This is a genomic window from Flavobacterium sp. AG291 (assembly GCF_003350375.1).
GTDB lineage: Bacteria > Bacteroidota > Bacteroidia > Flavobacteriales > Flavobacteriaceae > Flavobacterium > Flavobacterium suzhouense.
Map to the genome: position 1 here is coordinate 53557 of NZ_QQAR01000008.1, position 18608 is coordinate 72164.

Below are 18608 nucleotides of genomic sequence, written 5' to 3' on the forward strand. Positions count from 1 at the left end.
GCCGCTCCTCCGGAGCTTTTTAAACGATATAACATGAAAAAAATACTATTCGCTGCATGTGCTGCTTTTAGCTTTACTGTAGGCAATGCGCAGGAAGCCTACCAGCCTAACTGGGAATCGCTTGCCAAATATGACGAGACTGCCGAATGGTTTAAGGATGCCAAGTTTGGTATCTATGCACATTGGGGTGTGCTTTCGGTTCCGGCGTATGCCAACGACTGGTTTCCGCGAAATATGTTTATAGAGGGTACGCCTGAGTACAAACATATGGTATCATTATATGGTGATCCTTCTAAATTTGGTTACCATGATTTTGTACCGATGTTCCATGCAGAATATTTTAACGCTGATGACTGGGCAGAGCTCTTCCAGAAGGCGGGAGCTAAATTTGCCGGCGTAGTTGCCGAGCACCACGATGGCTGGAGTAACTGGGATAGTAAGATCAACCCGTGGAACAGTATGGATATGGGGCCACACCGTGACTTGGTTGGCGAACTTGCCAAAGCAATTCATGGCAGAGGCATGAAGCTGGTAACCTCTTTCCATAAAGACCGAAATCTGCAGATCAATAAGGATAATCCGGACAAATGGCTGGATGATATTTCGTATTTCCCATACAACCCAAAATTCCCAACATCGTCAACCGATCCTAAACTGGCACAGTTCTATGGTAATATTCCACCCGATCAGTTCTATGCCAATTGGTATGGTGAGTTAAAGGAACTTATTGATAACTATTCACCCGATCTTATTTATTTTGACAGCAAAATGACTAAGATACCGGAGAAGACAAAACAGGAATTTGTTGCATACTACTTTAACCACTCGGTAAAGGAAAAGAAACAGGTCATCATTACACATAAGGAAGGCGAGCTTCCTAAAAGCGTAAGTATAGAAGACTTTGAAAAAGGACGCCAAAATGCCATCACCAAAGATTTCTGGCTGACGGATGAAACCGTATCGGTAGGCAGCTGGAGTTATACTAACGACCTTGGCCTGAAAACCGCTAATGATATTGTTGACCTATTGGCTGACATCGTGAGCAAGAACGGTGCGCTAATGCTTAATGTATCACCTATGGCTAATGGTATTATCCCTAAAAACCAACAGGATATATTATTAGAGATCGGGCAATGGCTTAACGTAAACGGTGAGGCTATTTATGGCACACGTACTTTTGATGTTTTTGGCGAAGGCCCAACTAAACAGGAAAAAGGCGGTATGTTCCTGGATAAAATTAGCTACACGGCACAGGACGTTCGCTATACCAGAAAAGGCAATACCATTTATGCTATTGTATTAGGCTGGCCGGGAGAAGATGCTTCTATAACGTTCGGGGCTTTAGCCAATAAAGGAAAAGTAAAAAGCGTTAGCATTTTAGGAAGTACTGAAAAGACAGCCTATACCTATGATAGTTTAGGATTACATATAAAGACCCCTTCCAAAAAAGTAGATGATAAAGCTTTTGTAGTGAAGGTGGAGTTGAAATAATATCTGTTTTGATTTCCTGCAAGGCCTAAAAGACCTTGCAGGTTTACCCAAACATTCCAGATTAACATTTTGCATTTTCCGGTATATCCTTACCCAAGAATATATTTTTTACTCTGCGGCTTCTTCAAATTCTTTTAACAGGCCGCTCACTTCGTTCCAGTGGTTTATCCTTTTATGATGTGTAAGATTCACATTGTGGTATGCTGTAAACATCAACGTTTTTCCTTTACAGAAATCAAGGTTTTTGATGTGATCATCAATCATATAATCGGTATCTATAATGCTCTTATCTCCACAAAAGATAATATTCTTCCAGCTGATGAACGGAAAATGTTCTGCCAGCCATTCTTTCTTTTCGAATAGTGATAACGGAAACTCCATTGCGGCTGACACTACATATACTTCGTATTCTTCCATTAGAGCTTTAACCACTTCTACAGCACCATCCATCACAGGCAGGTTCCTGAAGAAACCTTCGGTATTCAGAATCTTCAATAATAATTCTTTATCCGGAAAAAGACCGTGGTCTTCCATACCCTGTATTTCATCTCTGGTAATAGTAGTTCCGGCTTCTTTATTGTACCAGTCTACAATATATTGTTCTATATCGGCCATTACGCCGTCCATATCTATAGCAATCGATTTTCTCATTGTTGCGTTATTCTGCATTTTATTGCATTATTTAGAAGCAAAGGTAGTGTAATAAAATTATAAATTGCAACTATTTGCAATATTTATTTGCTTATATTTGCAATATATTGCAATATCATGTTAAAAGAAGAACGCCTGCAGGCCATATTAGATCAGTTATCACAGGATAATAAAGTACGTCTTGATGCATTGAGTGAATCGCTTAACGTATCAGAAGATACCATACGCCGTGACATTAAGGAACTTGATACCCGTGGGCTGTTGAAAGCCGTTCGTGGCGGTGCTGTATTACATTCACCTGTTCCGCACCATTACAGGGACAGGGAAAAACATGATATTGGCACTAAAAAGATAATTGCCACAAAAGCATTAGACTTTTTAACGGACGGTCAGGTAGTATTCTTTGACGGAGGGACATCGGTAGTAGCACTGGCGGCAAGCCTGCCAGCAAACCTAAAGATAACGGTTGTAACGAATAGTTTTCCCGTTGCCAATGTGCTGGAAGACCACCCGAATGCAGAAGTTATCTTTGCCGGTGGGCGACTGTATAAGACAGGCTTTACTACTATGGGGCAGGAAACACTGGATACCTTTAGCCGTGTTAGGGCCGACATCTGCTTTTTAGGGATATGCAGTATCCACGAAAGCATGGGCGTAACCGCAATGGATTATGAAGATGCACAGGTAAAAAAGATAATGGTAGAAAAAGCCGCAAAAACTATTGCCATGTCGTCACTGGAAAAAACCAACACCGTTGAACCTTTCTATATTTGCCCGGTAACCGACCTGGATGTAATCATTACCGAAGCTGAACCTGATAATAAGTTGCTAAAAGGTTTTGGAGAGATGGGGATTGAGGTGGTGTAACCGATGATGCTGCAACAAAGTTTTTAAGTTAGTCCACATGGTAAACAAATCCATCTCCTGTCATAGTCACAAGTTTATGTCCATCTTTTAAACCACCATAATCATTTTGAGCAGTATAGACTATATCTATAATCCAATTCTGATTATCAACGCCATGAATCATAAGGATTTTTTTAGGAGTATATGTATACTTATTTTTCATAAGATACATAACTTCAAAATTAGCTTTAGCTACCATTAGATTTATCGAAGATTCTGTCAAAGTTGAAAACTCATCTTTAGTTGAAATAAAAGAAAATTTAACATCAATCTTTTTTTCATCAGCATTTTCAATTTTTATCAATGATTCAGGATAAATAATAAGTCCATCCGCTTCTTTAAAATTTTTCAATAGGATTCTGCCATCTTTATCAGAAACCTCTTTCACATATTTGTAAGTCCCATTTTTATTCAACAAAACTTTTTTCCACTATCAGTTGTAGCGTATTCTTGAGCAGTGACTATAAATGGGAAGAATAAGAAGATTAATATTTTCTTCATTGGTGATTTATTGATTAGCTAAGTAAATATAATAATTAATTTGGAGGAACGGCATATATTATGTCGCTCCTCCGGAGCTTAAAAACCCTATTCTTATTATTGCTATAAATATGACACCCCTTCGGTGTTATTTGTTGGATATATAATCACTTCACCACCGTCCTCAGCTCATTCCTATACGCCGAAGCACTCTTCCCTGTAAAATCTTTAAAGGACTTATTGAAGTGGCTAAAGTTATTGAAGCCGCTTTCGTAGCATACATCAGCAATGCTCATTTGTTTTTCGGTAAGCAGCTTACAGGCATGCACGATACGGTATTCGTTTACAAAACGGGTAAAGGTTTTGTTAGTCACTTTTTTAAAGTAGCGGCAAAATGAGGGTACGGTCATGCTCGCCATATCGGCCATGGCCTCAAGGGGAATCTCTTCCCTGAAATTATCCTTCACATGGTTAAACACCATATTAATACGGTCGTTATCCTGCATTTGGGTCTCCAGGGCAAAACCTTCGGCATTCAGTATCTTATAATCTTTCGCATGCTCCAGTTCGTTGAGTATACTTATCATGGTAAGCAGTCGTTCCAACGGAGGCTGGAATTCCATGGCTTCTATCCTTTCAGCTAATACATTTTTAGTTTCTTCACCAAAAGCGATTCCTCCTTTAGCCCGTTCGAAAAGTTTGTTGATGTTTTGGGTTTCGGGCAACGCCATAAAAGCATCCCCCAGAAAATCAGGTTTCATCTGGATAACCGTTTCGTTCTTATTACCTGTATGGTCATCGGTAAAACCACAATGCGGTAGGTTACTGCCTATAAGTATTAGGTCGCCATCCGTATAATAGGAGATATGGCTGCCTATCTGGCGCTTTCCGGTTCCGCCATTTACGAATACAAGTTCAACTTCCGGATGGTAATGCCAGAGGTGCGCTTTGATGTTGGCATTCTGCACATATTTGGAATAATAAAAAGAAGTGCCAAAAGCAGGTTCGATAACTTCATAAGTTGCTTTCAGATTTTTCATCTTCAGATGTGTTTTGGAACTCAAATTTATAAAAATTATGCCAGTATTTACATGAAATTAACCTATAACGTTTTCGAAAAGACAATATAGTATATAAATTAGAAAATATAGGTGCGCATACTATTTTACATCAATACTAATTTAGCAACATAGAATTTTTGTTAAACCAATAAATATAAATAGTATGAAAAATGTAGTGAAATTCGGTTTAGCCCTTGCAGTATTTTTAACTGCGTTTGGAGTAAGAGCAAACGATGCAGATTTTTCTGTTAGCGTAAGAAGCGGCCTTGGAAAATTGATCAATTTTTCAATCAACAATACAAAAGCACACGTATCTATTACCGGTAAAGATGGTGAGATCCTTTTTGAAGAAAACATTAAGGGCAAAGACGGAAAGATAAGCAGGACGTATGACCTGAACGCTTTCCCGGCAGGAAGCTATTTCCTTGAAGCTGAAAACGGAACTAAAATAGCGCGTTACGAAATCAGGATTGATGAGAAAACAGCATCAGTGTCTGACAGGGCTATTGCCGAAGTGCTTAAGCCTGTGGTTACCACTAAAGACGGTATCGTAACCGTAAACATCAAAGAAGTGAACAATACACCGGTATCGATCGTTCTTTATGATGAGAACAATGTTGAGCTTTTCAACGAAACCTTTAAAGGCGAGGCTGCATATGCAAAACGCTTTGACACCAAGAAAATTAATGCTGCGAAGTTTACCGTAGTAACAAAATATAACGATAAAATGTTTGTTGAAACTGTTGCTGTAAGGTAACAGTTTAAGGTTAGGTTTGGTTATAGAATCAGGCCTCTGCTGTGCTGCAGAGGCCTTTCTTTTTTATAAACCTAACATACTTTCCATTGCCCAATTGGTATGGGCTCCGGAGGTTCCTGTTGAAGGATGCTGCAGATTACCTACCAAATGCTCTTTCATGTTCTTAACATGGTAAAGCTGAATATTCTCAGGATGTTCGATCTCAATCTCTACAACTCCATCATTTGTTGTAAGTTTTAAAGGAACATCATCAAATATTGCAAATTCTATCTTTCCTTTACTGCCAATGATAGTAACACTATCATCTTTCTCAAAACTTCCAAAGTTCCAGCTTCCGGTACCTGTAACCCCTGATTCGTGAACCCAGGAACCAACAACTGCATCTTTTGCAGTATAAAGCCCCTGCTGGTTTAAACTGCTGCCGTTTACCTTTTTAAAATCACCAAAGAAAAAAGCAAAAAGATCGAGTCCATGACTGGCCAGGTCATCAAAATAACCTGCTCTGGCTATTTCGGCATCAGTTCTCCAATTATATTCTCCCGATATATCTACCGGCGAAGGTGTTCTGCTTAAATGCCAGTTTACATGGCGCACCTTCCCTATTTTTCCTTCTTCCATCCATTTCTTTACCTGTAAAAAACGAGGCAGCGAACGACGGTAATAAGCCACAAATAATGGCAATTCTTTTCCCTCAAAAGCTTTACAAATGTTAACACACTCGCTATATGACGGTGCCATAGGTTTCTCTATACAGCATGGTTTTCCAGCCTCGGCCACCTTAAGGGCATAAAATTCATGGGTATCCGGTGGTGTAGCAATATATATGGCATCAATCTCAGGGTCATTGATCAACGCATCAGCATCGGTGTAATGTTTAGGAACACCATGCCTTTGCGCATAATCAGCCGCTTTTTCGGAATCACGGCGCATTACGGCATAGAGTTCAAATCCTTCCGTTTTCTGATATGCCGGACCACTCTTACGTTCTGTTACATCGCCGCAGCCAATAATACCCCAACGGATAATCTCAGGATAGTTTTTCATAGATTTTTGGTTTGTTTTTTGGAAAGCTAAAAATAGTGTTTTTTGACAAACACTTATAGTCTATTTGACTATATTTAAACAAAAATCCCCCTGATTAGTTCAGAGGGATCTTCACGTATATAAAACTTTGGTAATTATTAAAAAGCAGTAGTAATGTTTAGCGTAAAACCAGTACTCTCAGGTACGAAACGGCATACACCGCCCACACATACAAGTCCGCCACGCTGCCTACCGTAGTTAGCAGCAATACGGGTAGCTCCTATTCGGTAAGCACCTCCCATATTGTAGTAGTGTGTTTGTTTTTTAGGATCGTCATTACCGTAGTTATAGATATCCCAAACATACAAAGAATATTTATCATTCAGGTTAAGTTCTAGTGTACCACCTGCCCAGTTTTTCTTATCGGCATCGGCCCACATATGTTCACCTTCAAGACGGATTGATTTGTTATCAGCAAAGTTGTAAGTAGCTTCTGCAACAGCAATGTTAGCTCTTACCTTATCACCACCTTCTAACCAGTCTTTGTTGTAGTATTGGTTGATATACTCAAAACCTGTAAGCCATGTATCAGAAAGCCTCTTTTTCACCTCAAAGTTATAGTCTGAGAAATATTTCTCACCTACACCAAAAAAGCTTGTACTATAATCTGCCGGAACGGCTCTGTAACTCCCCGGAAGATTATACCAGCTTGATAAATTCAGGGCAACTTTAGTTCCGTATTTACCTCCTAAAGACGATCCTTTATCAAAGTCGTAGAAAATATCTATCTGACCCCCGGTCTCACCCGCTTTCATCTTAGTTGGGTCAATAAAGTCTACTTTACTTTGCGCCTGGAAAACATAAATATTAGCCAGATTAGAGTGGTGCTGTTTTGTAAGTGCCGGTGTAAAGTTTAGCACCTTGTCGTTAAAGTTAAGACTGGTTGTTTGTAAATCTCCGGTAGCCGTTGGAATTCTTTCAGAAAGCACTTTAAAGTTCTCAATACGACGGAAAGTTGCATCGATACCAAGTCCTGATTTAGAATATCCGAAATTAAGCAATACCGTATTGCCCGGTTTTACGAAATCATTCGATATATTATTCTGTGCGTCAAGCACTGCATCATCAATTTTATAATCATACTCCCCTGACACATAAAATGCATCATGAATGAAATTAAATCGGAAAGCCGACATGCTCGTTAATGAATGAAAGTTCGGATCCGGTAAATCTACATTTTCGTAACGCCCAACATAACTTAATCCAAATGAAAGGTCACTTTCCTGAAAGTTTAGCAGCTGGCTTACGTTAAAATCAGAATCAAAGCCATAGATATCGCCATTTGCCACATCGAAACCGCTACGTTGTCTTCCGTATAATGCTGTTAATCTTACATTGTCACTTGGGCGGTAAATGATTCTTCCCCCACGAAGTGCAGTATTAATACCTAATGCACGGTCTTCCCATGCACGGAGCAGCATTCCGCTACCAAACTGCTCATAGAAATAACCAGCAGTAAACTCAAACTTTTCTGTTTTATAGCTTGCGAAATAAATACCAAGATCAGTACCCTTAAAACCCGGATTGTAGTTTAAAAGCGCATTAGGTTCATAAGCTTCTACCTGAACTCCGGCAGTAAAACCTCCAAGCTGATAATTTACCAACAAGTAATTGTTAGAACGGAAAGGATCTTCAGGATGGTTAAGCCCTCTCCCTTTATCGTTAAGATACCATTGCGAGTTCGATTCTAAACTTCCGTATATCTTTCCGTAGTTCTTTTTTTGTATTGTATCATTTTCCTGGGCATAAATAGCACCCGCTGCAAAAGGCAGTAATAGTAGGAATAGCTTTTTCATTAATTACAGCTGCTTCAGTTTATTATAAAGTTCTTTTTCTGCACCCTGGCTGTAACCATTGTGGATGTAAACTATCTTTTTATTTTTTACCACTACTGTATAAGGAGGATTAGCCACTCCAAGAGCACGTTTTAAATCCTGATTTGTATCAAGCAGTACTGTATATGGCCATTTTTTACCGTTAAGCAACGGCTTAACACGCTTTTGTGTACGCGTATCATCAATAGAAACGGCAATTACCTCCATATTAAGCTCTTTAGTCCATGCTGCATAATTTTCATTTATTGCATCAAGCTCATTAATACAAGGAGCGCACCATGTTGCCCAAAAACAAAATACATAAAGCTTATCTTTCTCAGCGAAATCATTTTTAACACTAAGTGTTTTATTATCTAATGACTTAAGTGTTACCGATGGCATTTCTTTTTGCGCATAAGCAGAAACTGTAAGAAACAAAAACAGCAGGGCTAATTTTTTCATAATTATAAAGTTTAAATAAAACTGCATTTGCAGTAGCGTGCGCAATATTAAAAAAAAATTAACATCTAATAGTATGCGTTTTCGTTAAAAACAAAAAAGAACAGCATAAAATTTAAAAAAAGTTGCATTTTTAGCGGTTAAAAGTCTATCGAACTGGTAGATTATCATGTTTTTTGCCATTTTTTAGATTTTTTTTTACATGATTTGACGAAAAAATTTTGACATGTCATTTTTTTCTATAATTTCGTCAAAATAATTTACATTAGGTTTATATATGCTTAACCCATAACAACTTAATTTAGATTAGAATATAAAAGATAAAATAACAACTATACTATTTAAACTATGAAAAAAAGACTACTACTTGGCATGATGCTTATGGGTGCCTTTGCTGCAAATGCACAAATCGCAAACGGATCTCCGGCGCCGGAAATTTCAGGACAGCAAATCCTTTCAATTGTAGGGAATGACATAACTTATGGTGAACAAATTTCACTTCAGGCTTATCTAAATGCTGGAAAAACTGTAGTTGTTGATTTGTCAGCAGCTTGGTGTGGCCCATGTTGGTCTTTCCACGAGTCTCATACACTAGAAGATCTTTATGCTGCTTACGGACCAAACGGAAGCGATGAGCTTGCTGTAATATTCGTTGAAGCTGATGACAATACACACATACTTGAATTAGGCGGACAAAGTTTACCTCCAACAGCAGGACAACCTGAACGCGGCCCATCACAAGGAAACTGGATTGAGGGAACAAATTATCCTATAATCAATAATGATACTGCTGCTGCAGCTTATAATCTTGAAGGTTTTCCATCTCTTTACATAATTACTCCAAACGGGCAAGATGAACCTGGAACAGTTACTAACCTTGAAAGAGCTTCGTTAGCTACTATGGTTGCAGCTATTAATACTGCAAGAGGTACTGCTATGGTAGGTGTTGACCATTGGGGCCGAATTGGAGCCGGAGGTGGAAAATACTGTGAATCAGGAGCTACTGTAAGTGCATATGTACAAAGTTACGGACACACTGTATCTCATGTAGAAGTACAACTTAAAAAAGATGGGGAAGTAGTAGCAACTCAGCCTTTTGACGTTAACCTGGTTCCTTTTGGAGTAGCTGAAGTAACTTTTGATGGTATTATTTCTGAAGAAGGTGCTAACTATCAGGCTATACTTACTCAGGTTAATAATGCTCCGGCAGTTGATACAAACCCTGAAAACAACATCACAGCAGAATATGATTATGTAACAGGTACTCCGCTTGAATCTACTGATGATATAACTATTACGATTCATACAGATGAGTATCCTAATGAGATGAAACTTTACATCCTTAGAAACAAACCTCAGGGAGGTTACACTACAGCTGACATAGCATACCAAACACCAAACTACACTAACACACCTACTTATCAGGAAAAAACGTTTACATACAATAAAACACTAAGCTCTAATGAGTGTTATACTATCCTCTTAAGTGATGCTTATGGTGATGGTTGGGATGCGAACGAAAATGGTGAAGCTCCAGCACACGGCGTAACTATTACAGCTGGAGATGGAACTCTACTGTTTACTCACAATGGTACTTTCCAATACGAGGTTATTAAGGAGACTGCCTTCAAAACAAACGGAACTCTTGATAACGAGACTTTCGAAACTAAATCATTAGCTGTATACCCTAACCCTTCTAACGGCATCTTCAATTTTAGCACTGAAGAAACCATCGACGTAACGGTTACTGACCTTACAGGTAAAACAGTTCACACTGCTAAAGGTATCGAAAACGGTGGTTCTATCAACCTAAGTGGACTTTCTACAGGTATGTACATCGCTAAAATAAACGGTGCATCTGGCGAAAGAGTTGAAAAACTAATCATCAAATAGTTTTAAACACTATTTAACAGTTATATAATATAACGCTATCGGGAACGGCTTTTCTGTTTCCGATAGCTTTTTTAATAAAAACGCATACATTAAATTAAATTCGGAAAAATGAAAAAGATTATTTTAGCAGCTGCACTTTTTGTTGGTGTTTTTGCTCAGGCACAAATTATAGTAATGGATGGTGATGTAGAACTTCAAAATAACCAGACATATACTTACAATGTTTATGGATCAGAAGCGAAAATGCATTTTTTGGTTTTAAACAATACTGAAGAAACCATTAATGTTAAGCTTAAAATGGTTGATTCAGATGTAAATCCTTTAGGAAATCAGGTACAATTTTGTTACGGAGGATACTGCTTTAATACTGCACCTGAAGGTACTTTGGCTCCTCCGGGTGTAGCAAATGAATACACAGAGGTATTGCCAAACGGAACAAGTGGGGCAGAAAACTACTTTTACAATCAGTACCAATCTCCTGTAAGCTACACCATGGCACTTGTACACGTAAACGCTGCCGGAGAGCAAACAGGTGAACCGATTATTACTTTCACGTATAAATACGACCCTACAGCATCAACTACTGATTTTGCTTCTCTTGAGAAAATGGGTATCGTAGTAAATAACACTGTAGTAAAAAACACACTTGACGTTACTGCTAACCAAAATGCAAAACTTCAGATCGTTAACATCAACGGACAAATCGTAAAATCGGCTACTGTTGTTAATGGTTCTCAGGCAATCGACCTTTCATCAGTTGCAGCGGGTGTTTACTTTGCACGTTTTACTACCGAAGAAAACAAAACAGCTCAGATAAAGTTTGTTAAAAACTAATACGCATTAGCTTAAAAGCACCAATGCACGCTTACATTACAATGAAAAAGAATTTTATCCTGATAGTTGCAGCCCTACTTATCGTTATAGGCTGTTCAACTGATTATGAAATATTAGAATCCCAGACAAACATCAGCCTTACTGCCGATAAATCTGTTCAGGTAATTGGAAACCCCGTTACATTTACAGTAAAAGACGCTAAAGGCGATGAACTGACTGAAGAGGCTGAATTTTATGTTGATGGCAACAAAATTGAAGGCAACACATTCACATCTGATGTTGTTGGAAATTTTGAAGTAACAGCTGTTTACAATGCCGTAACTTCATCACCATTAATGATAAACTATCACGACGGAACAGGAATCAACTTCAGGAAAAGAATGCTGATTGAAGATTACACAGGCACATGGTGCGGATGGTGCCCAAGGGTTGCGCATGCTATAGAATTGGTTCATAATCAAACCGAAGATGCTATAGCAGTAGCCATCCACGGTCCGGGAAAAAATCCTAATGACACCGGATATGATCCATACACCTATGACACTTCTGCATTTGAAACAGCAATGAACCTTGCTCCGGGATATCCTAAAGGATACCTGAACAGAAACATTCAGTGGGCTTTCCCTGAACCGAACAATATCAATCAAGCCATAGCTCTAACACAGGGTGAAAACCCAAAGCTTGGTGTTGCTATGACATCTTCTATTGCTAACGGTAATATTAGTATGGATGTAAATGTAATGTTTGGTAAAGATTTCAGTAATAACCTTAAATTGGTAGTATACGTAGTTGAAAACGGGCTTATTTATGAGCAGCACAACTATACTTCATATTATGACGGGGTTGACCTACTGGAAGACTACGAGCATAATCATGTGCTTAGAGATCCGCTTACGGGAATGACCGGTGAAGCTATTACTGCTGACCAAACAAAAATTGGCCAGACATATACAAGAACTTTCAATGTTGCGGTACCTGCAAATGTTGCTAATACTGCTAACATAGAGTTTATCGCTTTTGTAATTGATGAAACCGGAAGGGTGATTAACGTGAGAAAATCATCTCCTGGTGAAACTCAGGAAATCGAGCTTCTTTAAGAAATTCTTATCTAAGATATTTAAAACCATCAGCTAGCGCTGGTGGTTTTTTTTATGCCACTATGGAATGTAAAAACTATGCAGCAACACTAAATATTAGAAAAATGTTTCATTTTATAAGATGCAACCTATTAAGCGTTAAAAAAAAGGCTTAAGAAATATAATCAGGTTACTTTGCATTGTCATATTAACCAAAGACAATCCTGATTATGAAAAAAATACACCTTTACTTATTCACTTTATTATTTTTAGTTACAGCTTGTGGCACAAATACGTCGGTAACCGGATCGTATAAAGATGCAGCTGCACCTCAGAAAGCTTATAGCAAAGTCTTTATCGTTGCTATTTCAGACAGGGCTGCTGCAAGGCAAACCGTTGAAAACGGACTGGCTCAGTTAATAGCCTCAAGAGGATCTGCTACGGTAAAAAGTTCAGATGTATTACCTCCCAATTTCAGATCCGGTGACGTTACAAAAGACAAAGAACTTATTTTAAAAAAAATAAGAGAAACCAATTGTGATGGAATACTAACAGTAGCATTAGTAAATCAGGAACATGAAACCCGTTATGTTCCGGGAACTACAAATTACTACCCTATGGGTTTTGGTTATTATGGTGGTTTCGGTACATATTATACTTACGGTTATAACAACTTTTATACCCCAGGCTATTATACCGATGATAAGATATACTACCTTGAATCGAACCTATACGATGCCGAATCCGAAAAAATGGTTTGGTCTGTTCAGTCTAAAACCTACAATCCTGCATCATTGGATGATTTTCTTGCGGGTTACAACAAAGCTCTTTCGGCTCAGATGGACAAAGACAATGTAATGATGTCTTCTAAGAAGTAAAAATACTTTAACCGGAGTAAATATATTATTGAACAATACCTCCATTGAAATTACCAAACACATCAAAACATGGCCATGAAGAAAATACACTCCAGTTTTCATCAGATAGTTCCGGTAAGGAAATTCAGGGATTATCTAACGGCAGAACAAACCGATCTAGCCTTGGAAACAACACATCTGGCGTGGGTGCGTACTACACTTGTCATGATCTTAGCCGGACTGTGTATCAGCAAGGGACCACAGATACTTTCTGAAGCAAAACTATTAACTCAGGAAATAATTGCCGAAAGCAATATTATGGGCATTGTCCTTGTTGTGACCGGCACTGTACTTTTAACCGTTATTACGTTTTACTTCTTACTGCGAAGAAAGCAACTATCAAGTGTTAGCAAAATAAATTCATATACATTAATTCCAATGCTACTAATATCAGCCTTTACTGTATTAGTAGGCACCGGGATAAGTTATTTACTCATAGTAACCTAAATGTTAAAATTTTAACCAATTTGACATTTTATTAACGTATTGCAGTTGAAATAAAGTCTAAATTAGTAAGACCAACAGCCAATACACCTTATTATGATTACAAATTTACTATCCACTATGTTCTTTTTAGCCGGAATGATTGGATTGATAGTTTCAGTCATTATCATTTGCAAAAAGGAAAACATCTTACAAAACTTACTTCTTAGCCTTTGCCTTTTTGCATTATCCTGCTCCTGCATCTATGGCTTATATACCAGTAGCCTGCATTTCTATCTCAATGAAGCTTCTCCTTTAAAATCATTAGCCTTTATTGTTGCTCCATGCGCTTATTTATACACCAAGAAAACTACCAGTCCATCTCTGGTATTCAAATGGTATCATTCGCTGAATTTTTTGCCCGCTTTACTCTATCTTTTTTATACAGTTACAAGTAACTCACAAATCGTTAATCCAAATTTTTGGGTATTTAACACTGTTGACTACACTACCGATTTTTATGCTTTTAATATGCTGGTTAGCCTTGCATGGTTACTTTATGCCTACACGCAGGCATTAATTACATTTACCAATACGGATAAACTTGTTTTACTCTCAGCAAAAAAAACCATATGGCTTAAATGTTTTAGCTTTTTAATACTATCACTATTCATTGGGCTGTTCATCCAAAAAGTTTATGGTCTTTCTTTCGGCGTAAACTTCAATATTATTAACGACTTCATTATTTCAGCGATACTGTTAGGAGCGGGCTATGTGGCTTTTTACAAGCCTTCTGTGTTTTTTGACACAAAAAAACTTCACGAAGACTACCTAAAAACATTAGAGGTAATTACCGAAGCCCCTTCAATCAATGAAGTTGAGCACTGTAAGGCACAAGCAATTGTATTGTCCGACAAAAAGATACTGGAGTACTCTGCTCAGATAGAAAAGGCATTAATAGATAAACCTTACCTTAAAAAGGGATTTGTGATACGTGACCTCTCTGAACTGACTGATATACCTGTACATCATCTGTCGCATTTTATAAATTCCTATCATAACCTGCACTTTCAGGATTTTATAAATAAAAAAAGAATTGAATACCTCATCCAGCAACTCGGCGACAGTGAATGGAAAAGCCTTTCGCTTGAAGGCCAGGCATGGGCTGTAGGCTTTAAATCCAGGACAACATTTTTCAGGGCTTTTACCAAGCTCATGGGAAAATCTCCTTCAGAGTACCTGAATTCTCTCAACGAAGCTAAACTTAAAAACTATTCTGCAACAGCATAAACCAATACAACCAATAATTAAGGAAACCTCGTGTTTCCTTTTTTTATTAAATAAGATATGTGTAACGTACTTTTTATAATATCTTAAATGATAACGATTAAATCACTGCTTGTCATTAAACATATTATAATGTAGTTTTTTATGATTGTTTGTCAAAATAATCCGGCGGATAGAGCTTTTGTCCATACCTTTCGGCAGTTTCCATAATTTTAGCCCTTTCCTCATAGGTAGGCGGCTGAGGCTTCTCTCCTTCCCTTAATGGTTTTGAAACCTCTTTAAAAAAAGCATCAAGTCCTGCAGGAGCTACCACACATAACAGCTTTGCCATTTCGCCCGATATATTCTTAAAATTATGCACTGGCCCACCTTCGGGAATAGTTACTGCAGCACCTTTTCTGGCCGTATATGTTCCTGATTTTGTCCTGAACTCCACTTCCCCTTCCAACACATAAAAACTTTCCTGAAACAACGGATGTTCGTGCGGTACAGGACCACTGCCCGGCGGCATGTTCATTTCTATAATAGCCAGTTTATCATTAGTTTGTCCTCCGGTGAGTACAACCCTGTAATTAGAGCCTGCAATAAAAAGAGCATCGCCTTCTTCAGGACCTGTTATGATGAGTGGTTTTGATTCAGCCATGATTAAAAATTTACTTAAAAGTAATAAAAAATGCCCCTCGCGGAGCATTTCATATTTTGTACCTGTAACCTTACGCAGGCTTTACAAGCGACAGTATCTTTTTGCCGATAGTCATCAGAATAACTGCAGCAATTCCGCCAACAAGCCCAATAACTACTTCTTTTGCTATAGATGGCCATTCCGGAAGAAAATGGTGCAGGTACTCAATGTTATGTGCAAAAATACCACCTGACACCATGATAAGTGCAAGCGTACCAATCACAGCAAGTGCCTTAATAACTACAGGCAATGCTTTAACAAGCAAATTACCCAACGCCCCTAAAAAGCCTTTATCGTTAGAACGTCGTATAAGGCTGAAACCCGCATCATCCATACGTACAATAAGTGCAACGATTCCGTATACACCTACAGTAGCCAGAAAGCCAACTACAACGACAGTCAGTATCTGTGTCATCAATGGTTTTCCTAAGGTACTTCCTAATGCAATGATAACGATCTCGATAGACAATATAAAGTCGGTAGTAATGGCCGATTTCACTTTGGCTTTTTCTTCTTCAGGGCCATCGGTATCCTCTGCATCTTCTATTACTTCATGACCAGTTTTAGTGCGATGAAACAGGAACTCGATAATCTTCTCTACGCCCTCATAGGCAAGATAAATACCTCCCAATACCAAAGCCCATTTAATAGCTACAGGAAAAAAGTAATTCAGCAATAAGGCAATAGGGATAATGATTAACTTGTTAAGAAGTGAGCCTTTGGTAATAGCCCAAAGTACAGGCAGCTCACGCGACGATAAAAAGCCCGTGGCCTTTTCAGCATTAACTGCGAGGTCATCACCAAGTATAGCGGCTGTTTTTTGGGTAGCCACTTTACTCGTTACTGCAATATCATCCATCAATGCTGCGATATCATCAAGAATCGCAAAAATTCCTCCTGCCATAGTTGTTTTTGGTTGTTAAGCAGCAAAAATAGGGAAATTTGAGGGAGTTTGCGAGAGAGATGGGTAAGTTTAACTTGTGTTAAGATAATTTGTTTTTGTGGCACGGATTACAAAAAATGCTCCCGCATAGCGGGAGCATTGATTTCTTTGGCAGAGAGGAAGGGACTGCATACATCCTATATCATACCAAATACAATACATTGCATAACAACAATAAAAACTCTGTTTTTCAATATTTTACAACTAAATAATACATATACTCATCTTGGATAACAATCGGTAATATTGGAATAATTCGGATGTTACCGTACAAAAATAATACAAAATTGTTATATTTGTATTGTAACAATACACCTATGCCTACAGTAAATTTTCTCTACCGGTCAACAAAAGAAGAAGCAAATCTTAACATTAGACTTTTGTACAGATATAATGATAAAGACTTTGTCTTTGGAGGCAAATCAAAAGTATACGTCTCAAAATACTATTGGGAAAAAATACACCCTCAAAAAAGGATCAAGGATTCTGTGAATTTAAATCTACAACATGATATAAACACACAGATTAATAAACTCTCTAATCACATTTTAAAAGCTTTTGATCTAATTAACCCTGAACAAATTACTAACGTATGGCTGAAGAATCAAATAGATTTATACTATAACCCGGCCAAAGACGAGGCTGTACCAAATACCATAATTGAGTATATTGATTTTTACATCACTCACAGGAGATTTGATCTGAAAGATTCATCTATTCAAAAGTTTAAAACAATAAAAGGTAAGCTTGAAAAGCTACAAACATTGAAGAAAACCCCTATATACATTAAAGACATTAATGATAAATTTAAAAACGAGTTTATAGATTTTTATATTTCTGAAGGCTACGCCCAAAACACTATTCAAAGGGAACTTTCATTTGTAAAAACCTTTTGTAGACATGCCCGGTCAATGGGAATTGAAACTAGTCCACAACTTGATAATCTGAAGGCTAATAAGGAGAGGTCTGCAAAAATATACTTAACATTTGATGAGATTAGCCAAATAGAAAATATTAAAGAAGAACTGTCTGAGAGCCTCAAAAATGCGAGAGATTGGCTTATTATATCCTGTTATACGGGGCAACGAGTATCTGACTTTATGAGATTCAAAAAAGACATGATCCGTATTGAATTAAAAAAGGGCGATAATAAAGAGGAAGCAAAGAAAATTCATCTGCTGGAATTTACCCAAAAGAAAACAGGGACAGTTATGTCAATACCGTTATCGAGCAAAGTTCTGAACATTCTTGAGAGCCGAAATGGTGACTTCCCTTATAAAATATCTGATCAACGATATAATGAGTTTATAAAAACTGTTTGTAAAATAGCAGGTATAAATACACTTGTTGAAGGAAGTATATACAAAGAAACAGAACCGGAAAGCGGAATATTCAGGAAAAAGCCAGGAACATATCCAAAATGGGAATTGATTACTTCTCACGTTGGTAGACGATCATTTGCCACCAATTATTATGGAAAGGTACCAACTACCTATTTAAAATACATAACAGGCCACAAAAGTGAATCTATGTTTTTAAATTATATCGGTAAAAGTAACAAGGATATGGCTATGGAAATTAGCGATTATTTTGTATAATAACGTACTTTAAGATTTTTTAAGAAACCTTAAATAAGAGTTAACTTATTAAACAATTGTTAATTTGGCTTGCAAACTCCAAGCTTAATTTAATTGGCTATACAGAAATGTTAAACTTTTTCCAAGCTTAATTAAGTTCAGCAAATTAATATTGATTTTCAATAATTTACAATATTCACCAGTATTCATAATGTTAAATAGTATTTCCCTATCTAACAGATCATATTTCGCGTTTAAATCGTGTAGTAACTTT

The 18608-nt window shown here is 37.7% G+C and carries 18 protein-coding genes; 10 read left to right on the top strand and 8 right to left on the bottom strand.

What is annotated here, in order from left to right; all coding sequences use genetic code 11:
* Positions 1-33: 33 nt before the first annotated feature.
* A complete protein-coding gene (locus DEU42_RS09850) occupies positions 34-1491 on the top strand; it encodes an alpha-L-fucosidase (protein WP_114758129.1) in 1458 nt (485 codons plus the stop codon).
* A gap of 108 nt (positions 1492-1599) precedes the next feature.
* Here the strand turns inward: DEU42_RS09850 and DEU42_RS09855 are convergent, their stop codons facing one another.
* Positions 1600-2142, bottom strand: coding sequence for a 5' nucleotidase, NT5C type (locus DEU42_RS09855; protein WP_114758235.1), 543 nt, complete (start codon positions 2140-2142; stop codon positions 1600-1602).
* A gap of 117 nt (positions 2143-2259) precedes the next feature.
* Here DEU42_RS09855 and DEU42_RS09860 point away from each other — a divergent pair, with 117 nt between their 5' ends.
* Positions 2260-3009 carry a DeoR/GlpR family DNA-binding transcription regulator gene (locus DEU42_RS09860; protein WP_114758130.1) on the top strand — a complete coding sequence of 250 codons (750 nt, stop codon included), beginning with the start codon at positions 2260-2262 and terminating at the stop codon, positions 3007-3009.
* 28 nt (positions 3010-3037) lie between these two features.
* On the opposite strand, the gene DEU42_RS09865 is transcribed toward DEU42_RS09860, so the two are convergent.
* On the bottom strand, positions 3038-3463 hold the full coding sequence (locus DEU42_RS09865; RefSeq protein WP_147278099.1) for a hypothetical protein: 426 nt from the start codon (positions 3461-3463) through the stop codon (positions 3038-3040).
* 232 nt (positions 3464-3695) lie between these two features.
* Positions 3696-4568: an AraC family transcriptional regulator gene (locus DEU42_RS09870; RefSeq protein ID WP_114758132.1), complete on the bottom strand. Its 873-nt coding sequence runs from the start codon at positions 4566-4568 to the stop codon at positions 3696-3698.
* A gap of 184 nt (positions 4569-4752) precedes the next feature.
* Here DEU42_RS09870 and DEU42_RS09875 point away from each other — a divergent pair, with 184 nt between their 5' ends.
* On the top strand, positions 4753-5346 hold the full coding sequence (locus DEU42_RS09875) for a hypothetical protein (RefSeq protein ID WP_114758133.1): 594 nt from the start codon (positions 4753-4755) through the stop codon (positions 5344-5346).
* Between the two features lie 63 nt (positions 5347-5409).
* Here the strand turns inward: DEU42_RS09875 and DEU42_RS09880 are convergent, their stop codons facing one another.
* The 3 genes from DEU42_RS09880 to DEU42_RS09890 form a co-directional block, all read right to left on the bottom strand.
* A complete protein-coding gene (locus DEU42_RS09880; RefSeq protein WP_114758134.1) occupies positions 5410-6390 on the bottom strand; it encodes a Gfo/Idh/MocA family protein in 981 nt (326 codons plus the stop codon).
* Between the two features lie 137 nt (positions 6391-6527).
* Positions 6528-8225: a DUF6029 family protein gene (locus tag DEU42_RS09885; RefSeq protein ID WP_114758135.1), complete on the bottom strand. Its 1698-nt coding sequence runs from the start codon at positions 8223-8225 to the stop codon at positions 6528-6530.
* Positions 8226-8228: 3 nt separating this feature from the next.
* Positions 8229-8705 (bottom strand): TlpA family protein disulfide reductase, encoded by a 477-nt coding sequence (locus tag DEU42_RS09890; protein WP_114758236.1) that lies wholly within the window; start codon positions 8703-8705, stop codon positions 8229-8231.
* Positions 8706-9050: 345 nt separating this feature from the next.
* Between DEU42_RS09890 and DEU42_RS09895 the strand changes: the two genes are divergently transcribed.
* The 6 genes from DEU42_RS09895 (at position 9051) to DEU42_RS09920 (ending at position 15135) form a co-directional block, all read left to right on the top strand.
* Positions 9051-10595 (top strand): T9SS type A sorting domain-containing protein, encoded by a 1545-nt coding sequence (locus tag DEU42_RS09895; protein WP_114758136.1) that lies wholly within the window; start codon positions 9051-9053, stop codon positions 10593-10595.
* A gap of 108 nt (positions 10596-10703) precedes the next feature.
* Entirely contained in the window at positions 10704-11429 is a 726-nt protein-coding gene (locus DEU42_RS09900; RefSeq protein WP_114758137.1) for a T9SS type A sorting domain-containing protein, read from the top strand.
* A 41-nt stretch (positions 11430-11470) separates the two neighbouring features.
* Entirely contained in the window at positions 11471-12526 is a 1056-nt protein-coding gene (locus DEU42_RS09905) for an Omp28-related outer membrane protein (protein ID WP_158537873.1), read from the top strand.
* Between the two features lie 209 nt (positions 12527-12735).
* Positions 12736-13383 (top strand): hypothetical protein, encoded by a 648-nt coding sequence (locus DEU42_RS09910; protein ID WP_114758139.1) that lies wholly within the window; start codon positions 12736-12738, stop codon positions 13381-13383.
* A 75-nt stretch (positions 13384-13458) separates the two neighbouring features.
* Positions 13459-13869: a DUF202 domain-containing protein gene (locus tag DEU42_RS09915; RefSeq protein WP_147278100.1), complete on the top strand. Its 411-nt coding sequence runs from the start codon at positions 13459-13461 to the stop codon at positions 13867-13869.
* A gap of 93 nt (positions 13870-13962) precedes the next feature.
* Positions 13963-15135 carry a helix-turn-helix domain-containing protein gene (locus DEU42_RS09920; protein ID WP_114758141.1) on the top strand — a complete coding sequence of 391 codons (1173 nt, stop codon included), beginning with the start codon at positions 13963-13965 and terminating at the stop codon, positions 15133-15135.
* A gap of 139 nt (positions 15136-15274) precedes the next feature.
* Here DEU42_RS09920 and DEU42_RS09925 read toward each other — a convergent pair whose 3' ends face one another.
* Together DEU42_RS09925 and DEU42_RS09930 are read right to left on the bottom strand one after the other, a co-directional pair.
* Positions 15275-15775, bottom strand: coding sequence for a cupin domain-containing protein (locus DEU42_RS09925; protein ID WP_114758142.1), 501 nt, complete (start codon positions 15773-15775; stop codon positions 15275-15277).
* A 70-nt stretch (positions 15776-15845) separates the two neighbouring features.
* Positions 15846-16718 (bottom strand): DUF808 family protein, encoded by an 873-nt coding sequence (locus tag DEU42_RS09930; protein WP_114758143.1) that lies wholly within the window; start codon positions 16716-16718, stop codon positions 15846-15848.
* A 356-nt stretch (positions 16719-17074) separates the two neighbouring features.
* On the opposite strand from DEU42_RS09930, the gene DEU42_RS09935 reads away from it, so the two are divergent.
* A complete protein-coding gene (locus tag DEU42_RS09935; RefSeq protein ID WP_114758144.1) occupies positions 17075-18355 on the top strand; it encodes a phage integrase SAM-like domain-containing protein in 1281 nt (426 codons plus the stop codon).
* Positions 18356-18608: the final 253 nt, after the last annotated feature.

Excerpts from the sequence above, each read along its gene's own strand:
- DEU42_RS09850 (WP_114758129.1), top strand. The coding sequence starts at position 34 with ATGAAAAAAATACTATTCGCTGCATGTGCTGCTTTTAGCTTTACTGTA.
- DEU42_RS09855 (WP_114758235.1), bottom strand. The coding sequence starts at position 2,142 with ATGAGAAAATCGATTGCTATAGATATGGACGGCGTAATGGCCGATATA.
- DEU42_RS09860 (WP_114758130.1), top strand. The coding sequence starts at position 2,260 with ATGTTAAAAGAAGAACGCCTGCAGGCCATATTAGATCAGTTATCACAG.
- DEU42_RS09870 (WP_114758132.1), bottom strand. The coding sequence starts at position 4,568 with ATGAAAAATCTGAAAGCAACTTATGAAGTTATCGAACCTGCTTTTGGC.
- DEU42_RS09875 (WP_114758133.1), top strand. The coding sequence starts at position 4,753 with ATGAAAAATGTAGTGAAATTCGGTTTAGCCCTTGCAGTATTTTTAACT.
- DEU42_RS09880 (WP_114758134.1), bottom strand. The coding sequence starts at position 6,390 with ATGAAAAACTATCCTGAGATTATCCGTTGGGGTATTATTGGCTGCGGC.
- DEU42_RS09885 (WP_114758135.1), bottom strand. The coding sequence starts at position 8,225 with ATGAAAAAGCTATTCCTACTATTACTGCCTTTTGCAGCGGGTGCTATT.
- DEU42_RS09890 (WP_114758236.1), bottom strand. The coding sequence starts at position 8,705 with ATGAAAAAATTAGCCCTGCTGTTTTTGTTTCTTACAGTTTCTGCTTAT.
- DEU42_RS09895 (WP_114758136.1), top strand. The coding sequence starts at position 9,051 with ATGAAAAAAAGACTACTACTTGGCATGATGCTTATGGGTGCCTTTGCT.
- DEU42_RS09900 (WP_114758137.1), top strand. The coding sequence starts at position 10,704 with ATGAAAAAGATTATTTTAGCAGCTGCACTTTTTGTTGGTGTTTTTGCT.
- DEU42_RS09905 (WP_158537873.1), top strand. The coding sequence starts at position 11,471 with ATGAAAAAGAATTTTATCCTGATAGTTGCAGCCCTACTTATCGTTATA.
- DEU42_RS09910 (WP_114758139.1), top strand. The coding sequence starts at position 12,736 with ATGAAAAAAATACACCTTTACTTATTCACTTTATTATTTTTAGTTACA.
- DEU42_RS09915 (WP_147278100.1), top strand. The coding sequence starts at position 13,459 with ATGAAGAAAATACACTCCAGTTTTCATCAGATAGTTCCGGTAAGGAAA.
- DEU42_RS09920 (WP_114758141.1), top strand. The coding sequence starts at position 13,963 with ATGATTACAAATTTACTATCCACTATGTTCTTTTTAGCCGGAATGATT.
- DEU42_RS09925 (WP_114758142.1), bottom strand. The coding sequence starts at position 15,775 with ATGGCTGAATCAAAACCACTCATCATAACAGGTCCTGAAGAAGGCGAT.
- DEU42_RS09930 (WP_114758143.1), bottom strand. The coding sequence starts at position 16,718 with ATGGCAGGAGGAATTTTTGCGATTCTTGATGATATCGCAGCATTGATG.
- DEU42_RS09935 (WP_114758144.1), top strand. The coding sequence starts at position 17,075 with ATGCCTACAGTAAATTTTCTCTACCGGTCAACAAAAGAAGAAGCAAAT.